Below are 17,372 nucleotides of genomic sequence, written 5' to 3'. Positions count from 1 at the left end.
CCCACACAGATTCGTGCGTTTCCCGATTGTGAATAGTCCGCCGAATAGCTAACCTTCGCGCCATCTATAGCCCCTTTGTAACGGGGCCTTCAGACGAACCCGAACAATGATAAACAGCGCCGAGGAAGGGCGCCGGGTTGCGTTGTGCATGGCAGGAGGCATTCGTGCGGTTTCTTTCATTATTGATCGTGTTGATGAGCGCGCCCCAGGTGTGGGCCGGGCCTTCGGCCGAACTGTCTGAACCGGTGGGCGGATGGCGCTTCAACGGCCTGCTCGATCGCAGCGAGAACCCGCAGGTGGCCTATCCCACGCCGCCCATCGACCGGGGCGTGCAGCGTAATCGCACAATGATCGAAGGCCGACTCAAGGACATAGGCACGGCCCGGCAGCCCCACAGCCTGGCGGTCAACGGTAATCCACTGAATCTCTACACTGACGACGAGGGGCGTTTCGGCCGACCCTATGCGTTCGGTGCTGGCTCCAACAGCGTCGAAGTGCGTAGCTCGGAAGGCAAGTCCCTCAAGCGCGTGCAGTTCTATGAAGCCAACAACCTGCGAACCCCGGCGCAGATTCGCGTAGTGCTGGGCTGGGACGATCCCAAGGCCGAGCTGGACCTGCATATCGTCACACCCGACGGCCAGCATGCCTTCTTCGGCCGCCCGGCACTGACCAATGGCGGCGGCCTCGACCCGGATGGCGTCGATGGCCCCGGCCCCGAGATGTTCACCATGACCGCGCCGATGCACGGCACGTATCTGGTCTACGTCAACTATTGGGGCAACTACGGCAGCGGCGGCTACAACTTCGACGAAAACAGCAATCAGAACGAGGTGATCACCTCGCAGATCAACCTGGTGCTCAACGAAAACACCGTCGATGAAAAACGCGAGACCTTTGTCGTGCCCCTGCGCGCCATTGGCGACCTGCTGCTGGTCAAGACTTTCAACTATTAAGTACTCCGCTCCACGGATGAATAGGCCCTTGTGAATATGAGCGACAACACTGCTTCCCCGACCACGCCGACACCTGTCGCTAAACCTGCGCGCCGCTGGCCGGCGATGCTGATCGGGCTGTGCCTGGTCGCCGGTGTCGCCGCCGGGCTGGGCTGGTTCATGAACAAGCCCAAGGCGCCGCCCATGACGCTGGCGTTGGAAAAGCTTGGCCTGAGCCGTCCCGATGGCCTGCTCGAAGCCCATTCCCTGAGTCAGTTGCCCAAGGACCTGCTGGCCGTGCCGTTCCTCAAGGCCACGCTCACCGAGGATTTCGTCTTCTATTACCAGGCCCATGCCGACCGTCTCGGGCTGATTGGCAGCCTGCGCCGGATCATCTATGAGCATGATCTCAAGCTGCAGGACAGCCTGATCGAAGAGCTGTTCGACCAGCCGGCCGATGTGGCGCTGTGGCGCGGTGCCGACGGTCGTCTCAAGGATTTCCTGTTGGTGATGGACCGCGGTGGGCTGGCCAAGGTGCTGGAGCCGCTGGCGAAAGTCGCCCTGGACGACACCCAGTTGAGCAAACTCAGCGACCTGCGGGTGGGCGGCGATGACGTTGCGCTCTATCAACTGAGCTACAACGCCAGCAAGTCCCTGGTGTTCGCTTCCCATGGCGACAAGTTGGTGGTGTTGTCCAACCCCACCAAGCTCTATGACCCGGCCAACGGTGCGTCCGAGGCACCGGGCAGCGTGTCGACCACCGCCCTGGCAGCCTTGCTCAATGGCGAAAAACTTTTCCCCGAAGCCTTCGGCCTGCAGCCCAAGGCGCCCGAGGTCAAGCAGCGTATCTCGGTCAACGCGAGCGTGCTTGCCATGGGTTACCAGCGTTTCATCCCGAATTTCGCCGGGGTGCGTTTCGACATGGACGACAAGGGCTGGCACAGCTTCCTGGCTCTGGACGAACTGGAAAACCAACCGGATTTCGATTTCAAACCGGTCTGGCAAGCCATGCCCATGGGCGCCAGCGCCTGCGTCTCGCTACCCCTGGCCGCCGAGCAGCAGAAACCGCTGCTGGTAAAACTCGGCGCCGACGAGAAAGCCGCCCAGTCCATGATCGGACACATGGCCGGCGCGGCGGGCCTGTGCTGGTACGCCGATTCGCGGCTGTATACGCCGTTGCTGGTGGCGAGCCTGAACGAAGACGACGGCAAGCTCGACGCTGACCTGGGCAGCCTGTTCGGTTCAATGGTGGGCGCCTATGAAAACAATGTTCCCGAGCACGCTTTCCCGGTCGTGGAAAAGCAGGAAGGCTCGATGCATCAGTGGCAACGTCAGGTGAGCTCGAACTTCGGCCCTTACCTGGCGAAGGACTCGTTGCAACCGGACGCCATTACCGGCAAGGCGTTCATGCGGGTCAGCCTGGCACGTCATGGTTCGACCCTGCTGTTTTCCCTTGACGACAAGCTGGTGGAGAAGGCCCTCGGCACCCTCGACAAGCGCTTCCCGCCCATGGCCGACGTGCTGCCCAAGGACGTGCTGATGCCGGTGTACTTCGGCCCGGATGCCATGGCGCAACTGATGCAGCGCGAAACCCTGGACAGCCTGCCCCAGGACATGGAACCGGTGTTCTATAACGCCGCGCAAACCTACCTGATCCCGAAACTGCGCACCCTGGGCGGCTATGGCAAATACGCCCTGACGCTGCCAGAAGGCAGTGAGCCGGATGGCCACTGGCAATGGCTGCCGCTGGAATGGAAAGCGCTGTGACAGGACTGATCCGCAATCGCGGCTGGATGCTGATGCTGGCGTTGTTGCTGGGCGGGCCTGCGCTCGCCGTCGAGACACCGGCGCTGGACGTGCAGCAATCCCAGGTCTTCCGCGCCTGGTTCGTGCGCATCGCCCAGGAACAACTGAGCCGGGGCCCGAGCCCACGCTGGTATCAGCAGGACTGTGCCGGGCTGGTGCGTTTCGCCGCCAACGAAGCGCTGAAGGTCCACAACGAAAAATGGCTGCGCAGCAACGGCCTGTCCAATCGCTACCTGCCGCCGGAACTTGAGCTGAGCGACGCCCAGCGGCGCCTGGCCCAGCAGTGGCAGCAGGGCGGTGGCAAGGTCGGACCTTACGTCAATGCCATCAAGCTGATCCAGTTCAACAGTCGCCTGGTGGGCCGTGACGTCTCCCAGGCTCGTCCCGGCGACCTGATCTTCTTCGACCAGGGCGACGACCAGCACCTGATGATCTGGATGGGCCGCTACATCGCCTATCACACCGGCACCACTACCCCAACTGACAACGGCATGCGTTCCGCAAGCCTGCAACAACTCATGAACTGGAAGGACACCCGATGGATACCCGACGCAGCCAACCCCAACTTCATCGGCGTCTATCGACTCAACTTTCTCTCCCAATGACCGGTGCCCGCATGCTGCGCTTGTGTTCGAAACTGCCCCTGCTCTTTGCCCTGTTGCTGGCGCCTGTCGTCAATGCCGAAGACACCGTGGCGCCCAGCGGCTACACGCCGGTGGCCGGCGAAAGCTTCTTCCTGCTGGCCGACAGCAGTTTTGCCAGCGATGAGCAGGCCATGGTCCGCCTCGAAGCGCCGGGTCGCGACTATCGCCGGTTCCGCATGGAGCCTTACGGCGGCGCTGACATCCGGGTCTATCGCATCGAAAAGCCCCTGGACTTCCTCAAGCGCCAGAAGAACCTGCACCGCGTGGTCAGCGATGGCCAGTTCAAGGGCGAAGGCCTGTCGAACACCCTCGCGTACCTGTGGGACAACTGGTACCGCAAGTCCCGTCGGGTCATGCAGCGGGCGTTCTCCTACGAGTCCCGCCAACAGGTCACCGAACAAGTGCCGGAACTGAAGATGGGCGACGCGATGGTTGCGCCGACACCTTACGAGGCACCGGCACAGTTCGCTTTGATCCCGGGCTTGCCGGTGGTCAGCCAGTTCCGTTATCCGCTGTGGCAGGCCAAGCCGATCCAGCCGCCGGCGGGTGTCAACCTGGCCGGTTCGTCCAGTGAGTTCGTCAGCGTTGCGCCGGGCAATGTCTACATCCCGCTGGGTCAGTTGAAACCTGGCCTCTACCTGGTGGAAGCGTTGATTGGTAAATACCGCGCCACCACCATGGTCTTCGTCTCCAACACCGTAGCGGTCAGCAAGATAGCCGGCGATGAACTGTTGGTCTGGGCCGCACGAAAGCATGAAGGTCGCTCGGTGCCCAAGGTCAACGTGCTGTGGACCGATGGCCTGGGCGTGATGAGCAGCGGTGCCACCGATGAAGATGGCCTGCTGCGCCTCAAGCACGTCAGCCCTGAGCGCTCGTTCGTCATTGGCGAAGACGAGGAGGGCGGTGTATTCGTCTCCGAGAACTTCTACTACGACAGCGAAATCTACGACACCAAGCTCTACGCCTTCACCGACCGGCCGCTGTATCGCCCGGGCGACTGGGTGTCGCTGAAAATCGTCGGGCGTGAATTCAAAAATGCCCGAGACTCCGTGCAGCCGGCAGCGGCCGAGGTGAATGTCAGCGTGCTGGATGCCACTGGCACCGCCCTGCAGACCCTGGCCCTGAAGCTGGACTCCAAAGCCGGTACCCAAGGCCGCTTCCAGTTGCCTGAAAACGCCGTGGCCGGTGGCTATGAACTGCGCTTCAGCTACAAAGACCAGCTCTACAGCAGCGCTTTCCGTGTGGCCGAGTACATCAAGCCGCACTTCGAAATCGCCCTGAACCTGGACAAGCAGGATTACCGCACCGGTGAACCGGTCAAGGGCAAGCTGGTACTGCTCTACCCGGACGGCAAGCCGGTGGCCGACGCCACCGTGAGCCTGAGCCTGCGGGCCCAGCAACTGTCGATGGTGGATAACGAACTGCAATACCTGGGGCAATTCCCGGTGGAGCTGACCAGCAGTGAAGTGACCACCGACGACAAAGGCACCGCGGTCCTCGACCTGCCGGCCGCCGACAAGCCGAGTCGCTACACCCTCACCGTGTTTGCCAGCGATGGCGCGGCGTATCGGGTCAAAACCACCAAGGAAATCCTCATCGACCGTGGCGCCGCGAATTTCCGCCTGAGCGCTCGCCAGCGTTTCAGTGCAGCGGGCGAGAAGGTCGCGTTCAGCTACGTCAACGAAGGCGGCAACGAGCAGAGCAAAGCCGTGACGCCGGGTAGCTACGCCTGGGTGCGCCTGGAAGACCAGAGTACCGGCGAGGGCAAGCTGACCGCCAAGGACAAGGGCTTCAGTGTGGCCTTCGAGCGTCCCGGTACCTACAACCTCACCCTCAAGGACGATCACGGCCGCGTCATCGGCGCCACGGGACACTCGGTGACCGGCGAAGGCATCAAGGCCGTGCCGGGCACCGTCGAGATCGTTCTCGACAAGCCTGAATACAAGGCTGGCGATGAGGCCCTGGCGCTGATCACCTTCCCGGAACCGGTCACTGATGCGCTGCTGTCCCTGGAGCGCGACAAGGTCGAGGCCACGGCGTTGCTGTCCAAGGGCGGTGACTGGCTGAAAATGGAAAGCCTCAGCCCGACCCAATACCGTGCCCGCATTCCGGTGAAGGATGCCTTTGCACCGAACATGACTTTCTCGGTGCTCTACACCAAGGGGGGGCAGTACAGCTTCCAGAACGCCGGTATCAAGGTGGTAGCGCCGCAGATCGACGTGGCCATCACCACCGACAAAGCCACCTACCGGCCCGGCGACACCGTGACTGTGGACCTGGGCACCCAATTCGCCGGCAAGGCGATTCCAGCGCACCTGACCGTCAGCGTGGTCGATGAAATGGTCTACGCCCTGCAACCGGAAGTGGCGCCGACCATCGACCAGTTCTTCTATCACCCGCGCCGCAACAACGTGCGCACCAGTGCCAGCCTGTCGTTCATCAGCTACGACGTGGCGCTGCCAGGCAGCCCCGGTGCACCGGGCAAGGCCAACCGCAGCGAGCGTGGTGTCAAAGTGCTGGAACGACCTCGCCGCGAAGACGTGGATACTGCCGCCTGGCAGCCGGAACTGGTCACCGATGCCAACGGCAAGGCCCGCTTTACCTTCAAAATGCCAGACTCGCTGACCCGCTGGCGGATCACGGCCCGCGCCATTTCCGATGACGGTCAGGTCGGCCAGAAAAAGCAATTCATCGCTTCGGAAAAACCGTTGTACCTGAAATGGAGCGGCCCGACCCGGTTCCGCACCGGCGACAAGCCGCAATTGGGGATGTTCGCGTTCAGCCAGTCGGACAAGCCTGTGAAGGCCGAGCTGTTGATCCGTTACGCCGGCACCGAGCAACGGGTGGTGGCGGACCTGAAAAAAGGCATCAACTACGTGGCGTTGCCGGCGCTCGAACTGAGCAGCGGCGATTTGACCGTGCAGTTGCAGCTCAACGGTGAAACCCAGGACACTCTGGCCGTTCACCTGAACGCCAGCGGTAATGGCTGGCAAGTCACCCAGAACCAGCGTCTCGACGTGGCGACCGGTGATACCCCGCTGACCCTGCCTGCGGACGCCAGTGATATCCGCCTGCGCCTGGACGACAGTCCGCAAGCGCTGTTCCGTTCCGCCCTGGATGACCTGTTGAGCTACCCGTACGGTGGCGTCGAGCAGACCGCCAGCCAACTGCTGCCGCTGAGCATCGCTTACCCGACCCTGGCCGCAGACTCGCATACCCGCGACCGCCTGCGCCTGATCATGCAAAACAGCCGCTTGCGGCTGGTGCAGATGGCCGGTCCGTCGGCCAGTTTTACCTGGTGGGGCCAGGACGGCGAGCCGGATGCCTTCCTCACCGCTTACGCCTATTACGCCGACTGGCACGCCAGCAAGGTGCTGGACCTGAACCTGCCGCCGGAACACTGGCAACGGGTGCTGGAGGTCTACGCCAAGCAGGCCGGCGACACGCCGCTGTTGCAGCGTGCGCTGATCCTGTCGTTCGCCCGGCAGATGCAGTTGCCGGTGAATACCCTGGTCAGCGGCCTGATGGAAGATCTGGCGAAGGCCGGTGAAGGCAGCGCCGAGAGCGTGATGGATGACGGCGAGGAGAGCCTGGTCATGTACGCACCGGATTCAGCCCTCGGGTTGGCCAGTGCCCGCGTATTGGCCGCCTCCCTCGCCAAGCAGGTGAAGGTGCCGTTGCCGGATGCCTTCAACCGTCAACTGCCCGCTGCTCAGCAGAAACTGGACGTCAGCGCCCAGCCGTTCGCCGAGGCGCTGGTGCTGTCGTTGCAAGCCTTCGACCAGGCCCGCTCCGCAGCCCTGCTGGAACGCCTGCTGCCGCAACAGTCCACTCTGGAACGGGCGTTGGCCCTGACCTGGCTGCAACGCAGCATCGAACAGGCATCGCCGGCGGTGGCGCTGACGCCGGGCGAAGGCTGGAAAGCCCGCCAGGGCGCTTCCGGAGAAACCTTCTGGCAATGGCAAGGCGCGCAGGTGCCGACAATGCTGACCCTCAGCGGTGCCCAGGAACGGCCGTTGCAGGCGGCCCTGAGCTTCCAGAGCCAGCAACCGCCCTTGGCCCCGATGGCCGTGTCCATCACCCGTCGCCTGTCGCGGCTGGTGCCGGGCGGCGATGCCTACACCTTTACCCTCGAAGCCGTGGGCAACAAGCCGTTGTCCAGCGATGGTCTCTATCTGGATGAGGTGATCATCAACAGCAAGGCCAGTACGCCGCTGCGCTACGGCATGCTCGAGGTGCCATTGCCGCCGGGCGCCGATGTGGAGCGCACCACCTGGGGTATCCAGTTGCTGGGCAAGGACGGTGGCGAGTTGACCGCCCTGGAGAAGGCGCGCTTCGAGCCGGGCCAGATGGCTTACGCAGTGCCAGTGGATGCCCTCAGTGGCGAGTTGCGCCTGCGACATCTGGTGCGTTTCTCCCAGAAAGGCCAGTTCAACCTGCCGCCGGTGCGCTTCACCCAGGTCTATGCACCCCAGCATCAGGCTTGGGAAAAGAAACCGGCGCTCGGTCAGGTTACGGTCAACTGACATGCGCAAGCGGCTGCTCGGGTGGCTGTTGTGCCTGATTCCTGCGCTGGCGACAGCGCAGGAGGAACCGCTGCGCCTGGCCTTCGATGGCCAGTTGCTGCGGGTGAGCCCGATCCAGGTGCTGGATCGCCAGCCATTGCCCGATACGTTGCAAACACCGCTGGGCAGCCTGTGGAAACTGTTCGTCTACGCCTGGCTGGTGGACACCGATGCCCGCGAGCCGGCCTATGAATGCCGCGGCGAGTCGAAGGAAGAAGTCTATTGCTGCAGTGCCGGAAAGAGCATCGGTCGCGATCAGGCGCTGGTGAAATCCTGCGGCCTGTATTTCGAACCGCAGCGGCTCGGTCTGACTGCCACGAGCTGGCGTGACTATTGGCAGGCACGGCAGGCACCCACTTGGTTGCTGGACTTGCCCTCGCTGCAACCGCAAAAGCAGGTCTCCGTCGCTGAACTGCTCAAGGCATTGGGTTCGCTGCCCGCCCAGGATCAGGCCCGTCGGGTGCTGCTGGACGTGGCGCTCAATGCCGCCGATGGTCGTCTCGTCGGTCAGTTGGGCAGTCGGTTGCGGGTCAAGACCTGGAGCTGGCTGGGTGAACAGGGCCCTTCGTCGCGTCAGGGCGGTTTCGCCGGTTGGCTGGCCGATGGCACACCTGTATGGGCCGGTGGCCGCGGAACCAGCCAGCAAGTCCTGAAGGTCTTCGGCGATGGGTTGGCCGCTGCGCTGCCGGTGCAATGGCCGGCGGAAACGGGACGTTGCGTGGAAGTCGGCCTGTTTGCCCGTTACCCGTTGCAGCGGGTCATGGCGGGCGCTCGGCCGGCCTCGCCGGGTCAACTGCGCGGCGACTACCGTGTCGAGTTCACCAACGGCAATCAGTTGGATATCCACAGCGACGGCGAACTGTTCCTGATGCCCGGCAAGTTGGTGGCGCGTCTGGACCGGGAAGAATACGTCGCCCGTGTCCTGCAACGCGAAGCCAAGGCCGAGCCCGCCGAAGCAGCCAAAGCCCTGGCCGTGGCGATCCGCACCTATCTGCTGCAAAACGCCCAGCGCAACGGCGATTGCCTGAGCATCGACGACAGCAGCCATCGCCAGCGCGTCGCCCCGCGCCCGGCAGCGGCCGAAACCCGTGCCATCGCCGCGTGGACCAGTGATCTGGTCCTGGCCGGCACCGATGTTACCTACCATTCCGACCAGCCCGGCCCGGACAAACTGTCCTGGCTGCAAGCGGTGGAACAAGCCAACGCCGGGCAGCGCTACGACGCCATCCTGCTGCACGCCTATCCGCGTGCCAGCCTTAGCCGGTGGGACAATCCGGTGGCGTCCTGCGAAGCCTTGCCGGCCGCCCAGGACTGGCTGCTCAAACAGCGCCGAGGCTGGCGCTCCCGCCTGGAAAGCGAAGTGGGCTACAACGAAATCAGCGCTTTCGCGGTGTGCCGCGTCGCCTTCGGCCGGCCTTATGTCGACCGCGAGCGCCAGCGTATCTACGTCCGGGGCGTGCTGTCGCTCCAGGACCGCCTCGACCTGACTCATGAATATTTGCACCTGGCCTTCGAAGCTCATCCCAACGGCCAGGACGAAGACTATATCGAAGGGCTCGCCCGTCACCTCTTGCTGGAATAGACCATGACACTCCGCTCTCCACAGGTCTTGCTGTTGCTCTGCGCCATGACCGCGTTGCCCCTGGCTGTCGCTGCCGACGGCATCAAACTCGACACCCCGGTCGGCGGCTGGCGCAGCGGCGCACCGGGCGGCGAGGACGAAAGCTTCATCCAGACCGTCAACTACCCGGCCTCGTCGGTCAACACACCCCAGGGCCAGGCCAATACCGCCCGCATCACTGGCCAGATCAAAGCCTTGCCCAAAGACACTAGGGAGCCGGGCAAGCTCATCGTCAACGGCGTGAGCCTACCTTTGAAGCTGGACGAGCAGGGCGGCTTTGACCGACCGTTCTCGTTCCCGAACGGCACCAACAGCGTCGAAGTCCGCAGCCCCGACGGCCAGCACCGGCACCGCACCCAGTTCCTCAACACCAGCGGCGGCGCCACCCCGGCCAAGCTACGGGTCCTGCTGACCTGGGACAGCGACGGCACCGACCTGGACCTGCACCTCGTCACCCCCGACGGCGCGCATATCTGGTACGGCGATCGCGTCGCCCCCAACGGCGCCGTGCTCGACGTCGATGTGACCACCGGCTACGGCCCGGAAATCTTCGCCATGCCTTCGCCGATCAAGGGGCAGTACCAGGTCTACGTCAACTATTACGGCGGCGGCTACCGCAGCGAGGAAAGCGAAGACGGCGAAGAGCAGGTCGAACAACCGAAACAAGCCCTGACCACGGCGCAGATCACCGTGATCACGGAAGAGGGCACGCCGAGCGAAAAAATGGAGACGTTCGTGGTCCCGATGCGGGCGCCGGGGGAGTTGACCCTGGTGAAGAGTTTTAGTTATCCGTGAGGAGAATTGGCCAACAGCTATTGGACAATCGTGGGTGGTAGACAGGTAGGAGACTGTCACCGCCTGTCGCCTTCCCTGAATTCTCCGCCCCCCTTCCAGTCGATTTCAGAGAGCCCCTACAAAACCGAACCAAACGTCCCACCCCGCAAAAAGGAGGCCATCCATGCGCATCCATCACCTGAACTGCGGCTGCATGTGCCCGCTGGGCGGGGCGTTGTTCGATGGCTACAGTCGTGGGCTGACGGCGTGCCTGGTGTGTCACTGCCTGTTGGTCGAAACAGACACCAACGGCCTGATTCTGGTGGACACCGGCTTCGGCCAGCGGGACATCCAGACCCCCGAGCGGCTGAGCCGATTCTTTCGCATGTTCAACAACATCCGGTTCGAGCATCGGTTCACGGCGCTGGAGCAGATCCGACGCCTGGGTTTCGACGCCCACGACGTGCGGCACATTCTTTTGACTCACCTGGATTTTGACCACGCCGGCGGGCTTCAGGATTTTCCGCAGGCGCGGGTGCATGTGATGCGCGACGAGATGGCGGTGGCCCGCTCCGCGAACACCTGGATCAGTCGGCGTCGGTTTCAGGCCCGGCAGTGGCAAGGTGTGGACAGTTGGGAGTTCTACACCACCGAAGGCGACACCTGGTTTGGCTTCGATTCGGTGCGGGCGCTGATCGGGGCGGAAGAAGAGGATATTTTTCTGGTGCCGTTGCAGGGCCATACGGCCGGTCACGCCGGGATTGCCCTGCGCACTCCCGGCGGCTGGATGCTTCACGCCGGCGATGCGTATTTCTTTCACGATGAAGTCCATCAATCCGAACGCCGTTGTCCGCCGGGCATGCGGTTTTATCAGTACATGATGGACACGGACCGTCCGGCACGCCTGCATAACCAGAGTCGTTTGCGGGAGCTGGCATTGTCCCGGAATCATCAACCTGTCGAGATCTTTTGCAGCCACGACGTCCGGGAGTGGGAACGAGCCGTGGCCCGAGCGCGCAAGCTCCGGGTCGACTCCAGTGCTATGCCGTCGGCCACGGGCAAGCAGTCAACCTGACACTGGCCTGATGTTGCCAAACAGCTGCTTTTCCCTTCGCCCACTTGCAGTGGGCTTTTTTTCAGGTCCACCAATACCGGACCAGGTGAAAGAAAATCGGCGCCGCGAAACACACCGAGTCCAGTCGATCGAGCATGCCGCCATGGCCTTCGATCATGTGCCCCCAATCCTTGACGCCACGGTCGCGCTTGATGGCCGACATCACGATGCCGCCGGCAAACCCCAGCAGGTTGATCAGCAAGGCGATGAGGAACGACTGCCACGGGTTGAACGGCGTGATCCACCACAACGCACCGCCGATCAGCGAGGCCAGCAGGATACCGCCGACGAAGCCCTCGACGGTTTTCGACGGCGACAGGTTCGGCGCGATCTTGTGTTTGCCGAACAACTTGCCGCACACGTACTGCAACACATCCGACAGCTGCACCACGATCACCAGGTACGCGATCAGCAACAGGTTGCGGCCTTCGAAACCGGCGATGTCCAGGGTCAGCAGGGCCGGGACGAAGGAGATGCAGAACACCGCGATCATCAGTCCCCACTGCACCTTCGAAGCACGCTCCAGGAAGTGCGTACTGTCGCCGCCCAGGGACGCCAGGATCGGCAGCAGCAGGAACACATACACCGGGATGAAGATGGAGAACAATCCGTACCAGTCGTAGTAGATCAGCAGGTATTGCAGCGGCAGCGCCAGATAGAACGCCGCCACCAAGGCTGGATAGTCACTGCGCCGGGTCGGCGTCAGGGTCATGAATTCCCGCAGGGCGTAGAACGACACGGCGTAGAACAGCAGGATCACCGCCGCATTGCCGAGCCAGAACGCGATGCCGATCACCAGCACCATGACCCACCAGGCGTTGATCCGTGCGTTGAGGTTGTCGATGACCGAGTTCGGTGCGCCTTTTGTTTTCAGCTTGAGAATGAAACCGATCAGCGAAGCCAACACCAGAATGGCGCCGATGCCACTGAACAACATCACGGTATATCGATCCATGTCAGACGTGCTCCGGAGCCAATGCCAGCAGCGCGGCGCGGCTGCGTTCAAGAAATTGCTCTTTGCTTTCACCGTCTTCGATGCACAGCGGCGCACCGAAACTGGTGGTGCACAACAGGGGCAAGGGCAGCACCCGGCCCTTGGGCATGACACGGTTGAGGTTGGCGATCCATACCGGGATCACTTCGACCTCGGGATGGCTTTTCATCAGGTGATAGATCCCGCTCTTGAAGGGCAGCAGGCCTTCGTCGGGGTTGCGCGTGCCCTCGGGGAAGATGATCAGCGAGTCGCCGTTTTCCAGGGCTTCGAGCATCGGTTGCAGCGGGTTGTACTCCGGATCCTTGCGCTCGCGGTCCACCAGCACGCCGTTGAATACCCGGTTGATGATGTAGCGGCGCAGCGGACTCTTCTGCCAGTAGTCAGCCCCGGCCACCGGCCGGGTGAGCTTGCGCAGGGACGGTGGCAGTGACGCCCAGAGCAGCACGAAATCGCCATGGCTGCTGTGGTTGGCGAAGTAGATCCGCTGCACCGGTCGCGGCGCGCAACCGAGCCACAGGCTGCGGGCGCCCGTGACCATGCGGGCGGCGGAGGTGATAAGGTTGGCGACCACGGGTTCGAACATGAGGATTCCTTATCCTGAAAATGCCAGCCAGGGGCTGGTGAGGATGAAGCCCAGCGTCAAGATAACTTGAGCGGCCAGCAGCAGCGATTGTCGACGCAGCAGCCGCAACGCACCGTTCTGGCGTTCGCTCCAAGGCCGACCGCCACGCCCGGCCTGTTGCAAGCCGAGGGCGACGAGGGCCTGGTCCAATGCCTGGGAACGCTCGACCAATGGCTGAGTGCCGTCGGCCACGCGCTGAAACAGATCGGCATCGAAGGCCACGCGCAACGCCCAGTATTTTTGCAGCACACCCAAGGTGAACAGTACGGCGCTGAACAACAGCAACCACGGATCGATGCGGCCCAGCAGCCACTGGCCCAATCCCAGCAGCGCCGCCAGCAAGGTCAGTCCGGTAGAGAACTGATCCAGCGACCGACCTCGGCGCAGCAGGCTCGCCACGCTGTGCAGCTCCATATCACTGCTCATGAGCTAACGGCTCCAGCGCCTGACGGTGCGCCTGCTGCAGCACGACTCGCGGCCGAACGCGTTGGATCTGTGCGATAGCCTCATCGACACTCGGTGCCCGGCCACTGTGCAGCAGCCACGCGGCCATTGCGGTAGCGCTGCGCGAATAGCCCAGCGCACAGCAGACCAGCACCGGCCCATGCTGACGCAGGCTTTCAATCGCTTGCGCAGCTTCCAGGCACTGCTCGGCGGTAGGTGTGGTGAGGTCGAGCACTGGCAGCGAGCGATAGGCAATCCCGGTGCTGTCCATGGATAACTCGGCGCACAGATCGAGCACGCCGGCAAAGGTGCCATCCTTCAATTCCGACGAGGTAGGAATCCGCCCCAGCCAGACGTTATCCACCATGTGATCCGGCTGCGGATGCTTGCGCGTCCACCACCGAGAATTCACCCATGCCGCCGCCAGATACGGCGCCAGCATCCAGCGCACGGCTGGGTTCAATCGGCCATCGGCACGCTTCTGGAAGCCGCTGGCATCGAACAACAGGTAATTCAGCGCCACCCACAGCACCGCCACCGCCGGCCAGATCAACCACAACCACGCGCCGCCGAAGGCAAATGCCGGAATAAACAACACCGCAGCGCCCAAGGCATAACGCAGGGCCAGTTGCAGGCGTTTCGGATCGGTCGTAAGGCGAGCGCTATGCAATGGGCTAGGGCGGTCCAGCGGCCACAGCCAGACACACAACCAACCGGCCAGCGCACCGGTGGGCAGGTCAATGAAGTGATGCTGATAAGTCGTCAGCACCGACACGCCAATCAGTGCGAACCAGCCGTGCATCACCCAGCGCCAGACACCTTGCAGGTGTCGCTGGTAACAGACCCAGAGGATCACCAGCAACGCAATATGCAGCGACGGCGCCTGGTTGAACGGCTTATCGAACCCCGCCAGCACGTCGAACAACCAACCGAACACGCCATCCATTTCCGGGCGGGGGAAGGTAAAGCGCAACGGCCAGAGCAGAAAACAACTGACGGCAATCGCCTGGGCCGTGAGCAAACGCAAGGCGTGGCGATTGAGTTCGTCGCGGCTGGTGGGCAACAGCAGGGACAGGCCGTACAGCAGATCGATCGACCAATAGGGCACGATGGTCCAGGCCATGAACGGCATGTGACTTTCCCAACCGAACACCAGCGTGCCGACATCGTCACGCTGGGAGGTGACCCAGGTGGCGAAGCCGTAGGTGCTGAAGAACAGCGGCGCCAGCAACAGCAGCCACAGCACCGCCGGTTTCAGCAGGGCGGGCTCGCGGGTCGGTGCGATGACGGCACTCATCACTGCACGCGCTGAGCCAGCGAAACGCTGAAGATGCCCCACTCATCGACCCGCAAGGTGATCTTGCGGAAACCGGCCGCCTCGACCAACTGATCCATCTCTGCCTGGCTGCGCCGACGCATCACCCAGGCCTGACCGGCGCGGTGGCTGGTCAGGGCGCGAGCGATCAGCTCCAGCTGCGGGTGCCACGGCTGGCCTGTGTAGACCAGGAAACCGCCGGGCTCCACCGCTTCCGCCAGCCCGGCGAGCGAGCCGCCGACCATCTGGTTATCGGCAAACAGCTCGTACAGACCGGATACCACCGCGAGGGTCGGTTTTGGTTCCAGGGCCGCCAGGTCCTGACGGTCGAAGGCATCGCCTTTGACGAAACGCGCAATCTCGCCCAAGCCTTTTTCCACGATCAGCGCACTACCGTCCCGCACGTTGATGTCGCTGTAGTCCCGCAACAGGATCGATTCCGGCAACGGGCTGACGCCTTGCAACGCTTCGAGAATGTAGCGGCCATGACCGGCGGCGATGTCGACGATGCGCACCTCGCGGTTCTCTTCGCGCAACTTGCCCATCGCCAGGCGCAGCAGTTCTTCGACGTGCAATTTGCGCTGGCGAATGCCGCGCCAGCCGATGGAGTTCAGGTAGTTCTTGTCGATCATCCGCCCCACCGCCGAAGTACCGGTGGGGCGGTTGCGGTAGACGTAATCCAGCGTGCTGCCGGAGTCGAACCCGGTGTCGAAGCCCAGCTTGACCCCGTCCGACATCGTGCTGCCAAAGCGCATGCTGGCGCGGGTCATGCGCCAGTACAGGTCGCGCAACGAGTTGTGCGGCAGCGGGGTTGCCAGGGACTCGGCTTCGGCGCAGGTCGCGCCGATACGATCGGCGTCCAGCAAGGAAGGGCGCTCCAGCGGACGCTCGAAATTCTGCAGGATGAACCGCCGCGCACTGGCAATCGCCGGCCCACGGTTCTTCTCGCCCAGGGTGTCGTGGAAGAACCCCGGCAGGATGTGCTTTTCTTTGCGCAGGCTGCCCAGACGCTCGAAGAACTGCTCCTGGGGTTTGCGATGCACCACGAAGTCCGAGCCGGAAATCAACAACTGCGTCGGCACCTGGATCGCCTGCGCGTCGGCCACCACCCGGTCGGCGGCTTCGTACAGGCCCAGCAGCACGTTCACCGAAATCGCCTTGGTGATCAGCGGATCGCTGTCGTAGGACGCCACCCGCTCTGGATCATGGCTGAGGAATTTCGCCTTGACGTAGCTGTTGACGAAAAAGTTGCCGCGAAACTTGCGCATCAGCGCCAGCCCCGGACGGGCAAACGGCACATAGAGCTTGACCTTGAACGCCGGCGACGCCAGTACCAGGGCGCGAATGCGCGGTGCGTAGTCGTGGACCCAGGTGGACGCGATCACCGCGCCAACGCTTTGCGCCACCACGGCGATGTTCTGTTCGTCGATCTGATGCGCCGCACCGATATGATCGCAGAAGGTCTGCACGTCCCGCGCACTGGTGGCGAAACTCGGGCTGTCGCCCCGCTCGCCGGGGGATTGGCCGTGGCCGCGGGCGTCCCAGGCAAAGAACTCGAAGCCGGGCAGGTCCAGCTCATCCACCAGATGCGCGATGCGCCCGGAGTGTTCGTGACCCCGGTGAAACAACAGCACGGCCTGGCGCGGTTCGCCTGGGTTTTCGGCCACGGCAGGCCAGTGCCGGTAGAACAACTCCACGCCATCATGGGTGGTGAACGTCCGGTTTTGAGCTTCGCGCATTGCAAGTTCCTTTATGCTGAGGGAGCGTTATCCGTCACCTGGCCCAGGCCCTGACGCACCCGGTTGACCAAGGTATAAACCAGCAGGGCGGCCACCACCGCCATCACACCATCGACCCACAGCGCCCCGAGCCAGCCCAGGGCAATACCGGCCGCCAACACGCCAAACACAAAGGCCCGGTCACTCTTGCCCATCGGCCCGTCATAACGCCGCGAAGCCCCTACCATCGCCCCCAGCACACCGGCGTATTCGCTGAACAACGCCAACAGCGTGACCAACAACACCAGCAACAGGCTGGCATCGGGAATCAGGGCAAAAGGAAGGATCAGGGCCGCGTCGGCGATGATATCGCACAGCTCATTCAGGTACGCGCCCAGGTGAGATTGCTGGCCGAACTCCCGGGCGAGCATGCCATCCACGGCGTTCAGGGCCATGCGCAGGAACATCCATACGGGCACCAGAACGAACACCCACGGATGACTGGCGAACCCGGCAACCACCGCCCCGACCAATACTGAAACCACACCGGCCAGCAAGGTGATCTGGTTGGCGGTGGTGCCGTTGTCGTAAAGCCGCTGGACCGTTGGCCGCAACAGGTTCTGAAAGGCGGGTTTGAGCTGGTAGATAGAGGGCATCGGAACGGAATCTCGGGCCGGTTTTTCGGATAAGCGGTGTGCAGATGCGAGATTACGACAGGTTGGGGAGTTGCTGGAGGGAATTTCTCGAGAATGAGCGCGGGTAGGCATCTGGCGGCGGTTTTACCCGGGCGACACGGACCCTGTGGGAGCGAGCCTGCTCGCGA

The 17,372-nt window shown here is 63.1% G+C and carries 13 protein-coding genes; 7 read left to right on the top strand and 6 right to left on the bottom strand.

Features of this window, described 5'->3' with window-relative positions:
• The first annotated feature begins 194 nt into the window (after positions 1-194).
• The 7 genes from AD666_RS11720 (at position 195) to AD666_RS11690 (ending at position 11,417) form a co-directional block, all read left to right on the top strand.
• Positions 195-953 (top strand): YfaP family protein, encoded by a 759-nt coding sequence (locus tag AD666_RS11720; RefSeq protein WP_053151972.1) that lies wholly within the window; start codon positions 195-197, stop codon positions 951-953.
• Between the two features lie 36 nt (positions 954-989).
• Positions 990-2,699, top strand: a complete 1,710-nt coding sequence (locus tag AD666_RS11715; RefSeq protein WP_053151877.1) for a DUF2138 domain-containing protein — start codon at positions 990-992, stop codon at positions 2,697-2,699.
• A complete protein-coding gene (locus AD666_RS11710; RefSeq protein ID WP_053151875.1) occupies positions 2,684-3,343 on the top strand; it encodes a DUF1175 family protein in 660 nt (219 codons plus the stop codon). Before AD666_RS11715 ends, AD666_RS11710 begins: the two co-directional genes overlap by 16 nt.
• On the top strand, positions 3,340-7,908 hold the full coding sequence (locus AD666_RS11705; RefSeq protein ID WP_082339754.1) for an alpha-2-macroglobulin: 4,569 nt from the start codon (positions 3,340-3,342) through the stop codon (positions 7,906-7,908). Before AD666_RS11710 ends, AD666_RS11705 begins: the two co-directional genes overlap by 4 nt.
• Before the next feature lies 1 nt (position 7,909).
• Complete coding sequence (locus AD666_RS11700) at positions 7,910-9,529, top strand: DUF2300 domain-containing protein (protein ID WP_053151871.1); 1,620 nt, start codon at positions 7,910-7,912, stop codon at positions 9,527-9,529.
• A 3-nt stretch (positions 9,530-9,532) separates the two neighbouring features.
• Complete coding sequence (locus AD666_RS11695; RefSeq protein ID WP_053151869.1) at positions 9,533-10,363, top strand: YfaP family protein; 831 nt, start codon at positions 9,533-9,535, stop codon at positions 10,361-10,363.
• A 163-nt stretch (positions 10,364-10,526) separates the two neighbouring features.
• Complete coding sequence (locus tag AD666_RS11690; protein WP_053151867.1) at positions 10,527-11,417, top strand: MBL fold metallo-hydrolase; 891 nt, start codon at positions 10,527-10,529, stop codon at positions 11,415-11,417.
• A 61-nt stretch (positions 11,418-11,478) separates the two neighbouring features.
• Here the strand turns inward: AD666_RS11690 and AD666_RS11685 are convergent, their stop codons facing one another.
• The 6 genes from AD666_RS11685 to AD666_RS11660 are packed head-to-tail and all read right to left on the bottom strand — an operon-like array spanning position 11,479 to position 17,205.
• Complete coding sequence (locus AD666_RS11685) at positions 11,479-12,411, bottom strand: phosphatidate cytidylyltransferase (RefSeq protein ID WP_053151865.1); 933 nt, start codon at positions 12,409-12,411, stop codon at positions 11,479-11,481.
• A 1-nt stretch (position 12,412) separates the two neighbouring features.
• A complete protein-coding gene (locus AD666_RS11680) occupies positions 12,413-13,033 on the bottom strand; it encodes a 1-acyl-sn-glycerol-3-phosphate acyltransferase (protein ID WP_053151863.1) in 621 nt (206 codons plus the stop codon).
• A gap of 9 nt (positions 13,034-13,042) precedes the next feature.
• Positions 13,043-13,498 (bottom strand): hypothetical protein, encoded by a 456-nt coding sequence (locus AD666_RS11675; RefSeq protein WP_053151861.1) that lies wholly within the window; start codon positions 13,496-13,498, stop codon positions 13,043-13,045.
• Positions 13,488-14,813, bottom strand: a complete 1,326-nt coding sequence (locus tag AD666_RS11670) for a phosphatase PAP2/dual specificity phosphatase family protein (RefSeq protein WP_053151859.1) — start codon at positions 14,811-14,813, stop codon at positions 13,488-13,490. The genes AD666_RS11675 and AD666_RS11670 overlap by 11 nt, the downstream gene beginning before the upstream one ends.
• Entirely contained in the window at positions 14,813-16,570 is a 1,758-nt protein-coding gene (locus AD666_RS11665; RefSeq protein WP_053151857.1) for a bifunctional alpha/beta hydrolase/class I SAM-dependent methyltransferase, read from the bottom strand. The genes AD666_RS11670 and AD666_RS11665 overlap by 1 nt, the downstream gene beginning before the upstream one ends.
• Before the next feature lie 11 nt (positions 16,571-16,581).
• Entirely contained in the window at positions 16,582-17,205 is a 624-nt protein-coding gene (locus tag AD666_RS11660; protein ID WP_053151855.1) for a CDP-alcohol phosphatidyltransferase family protein, read from the bottom strand.
• Between the last annotated feature and the right edge of the window lie 167 nt (positions 17,206-17,372).

Source organism: Pseudomonas sp. Pf153 (assembly GCF_001269775.1).
Taxonomy (GTDB): domain Bacteria; phylum Pseudomonadota; class Gammaproteobacteria; order Pseudomonadales; family Pseudomonadaceae; genus Aquipseudomonas; species Aquipseudomonas uvaldensis.
Note: the sequence above shows the minus strand (reverse complement) of the source record. Positions and strands in the feature narration are given on the sequence as shown.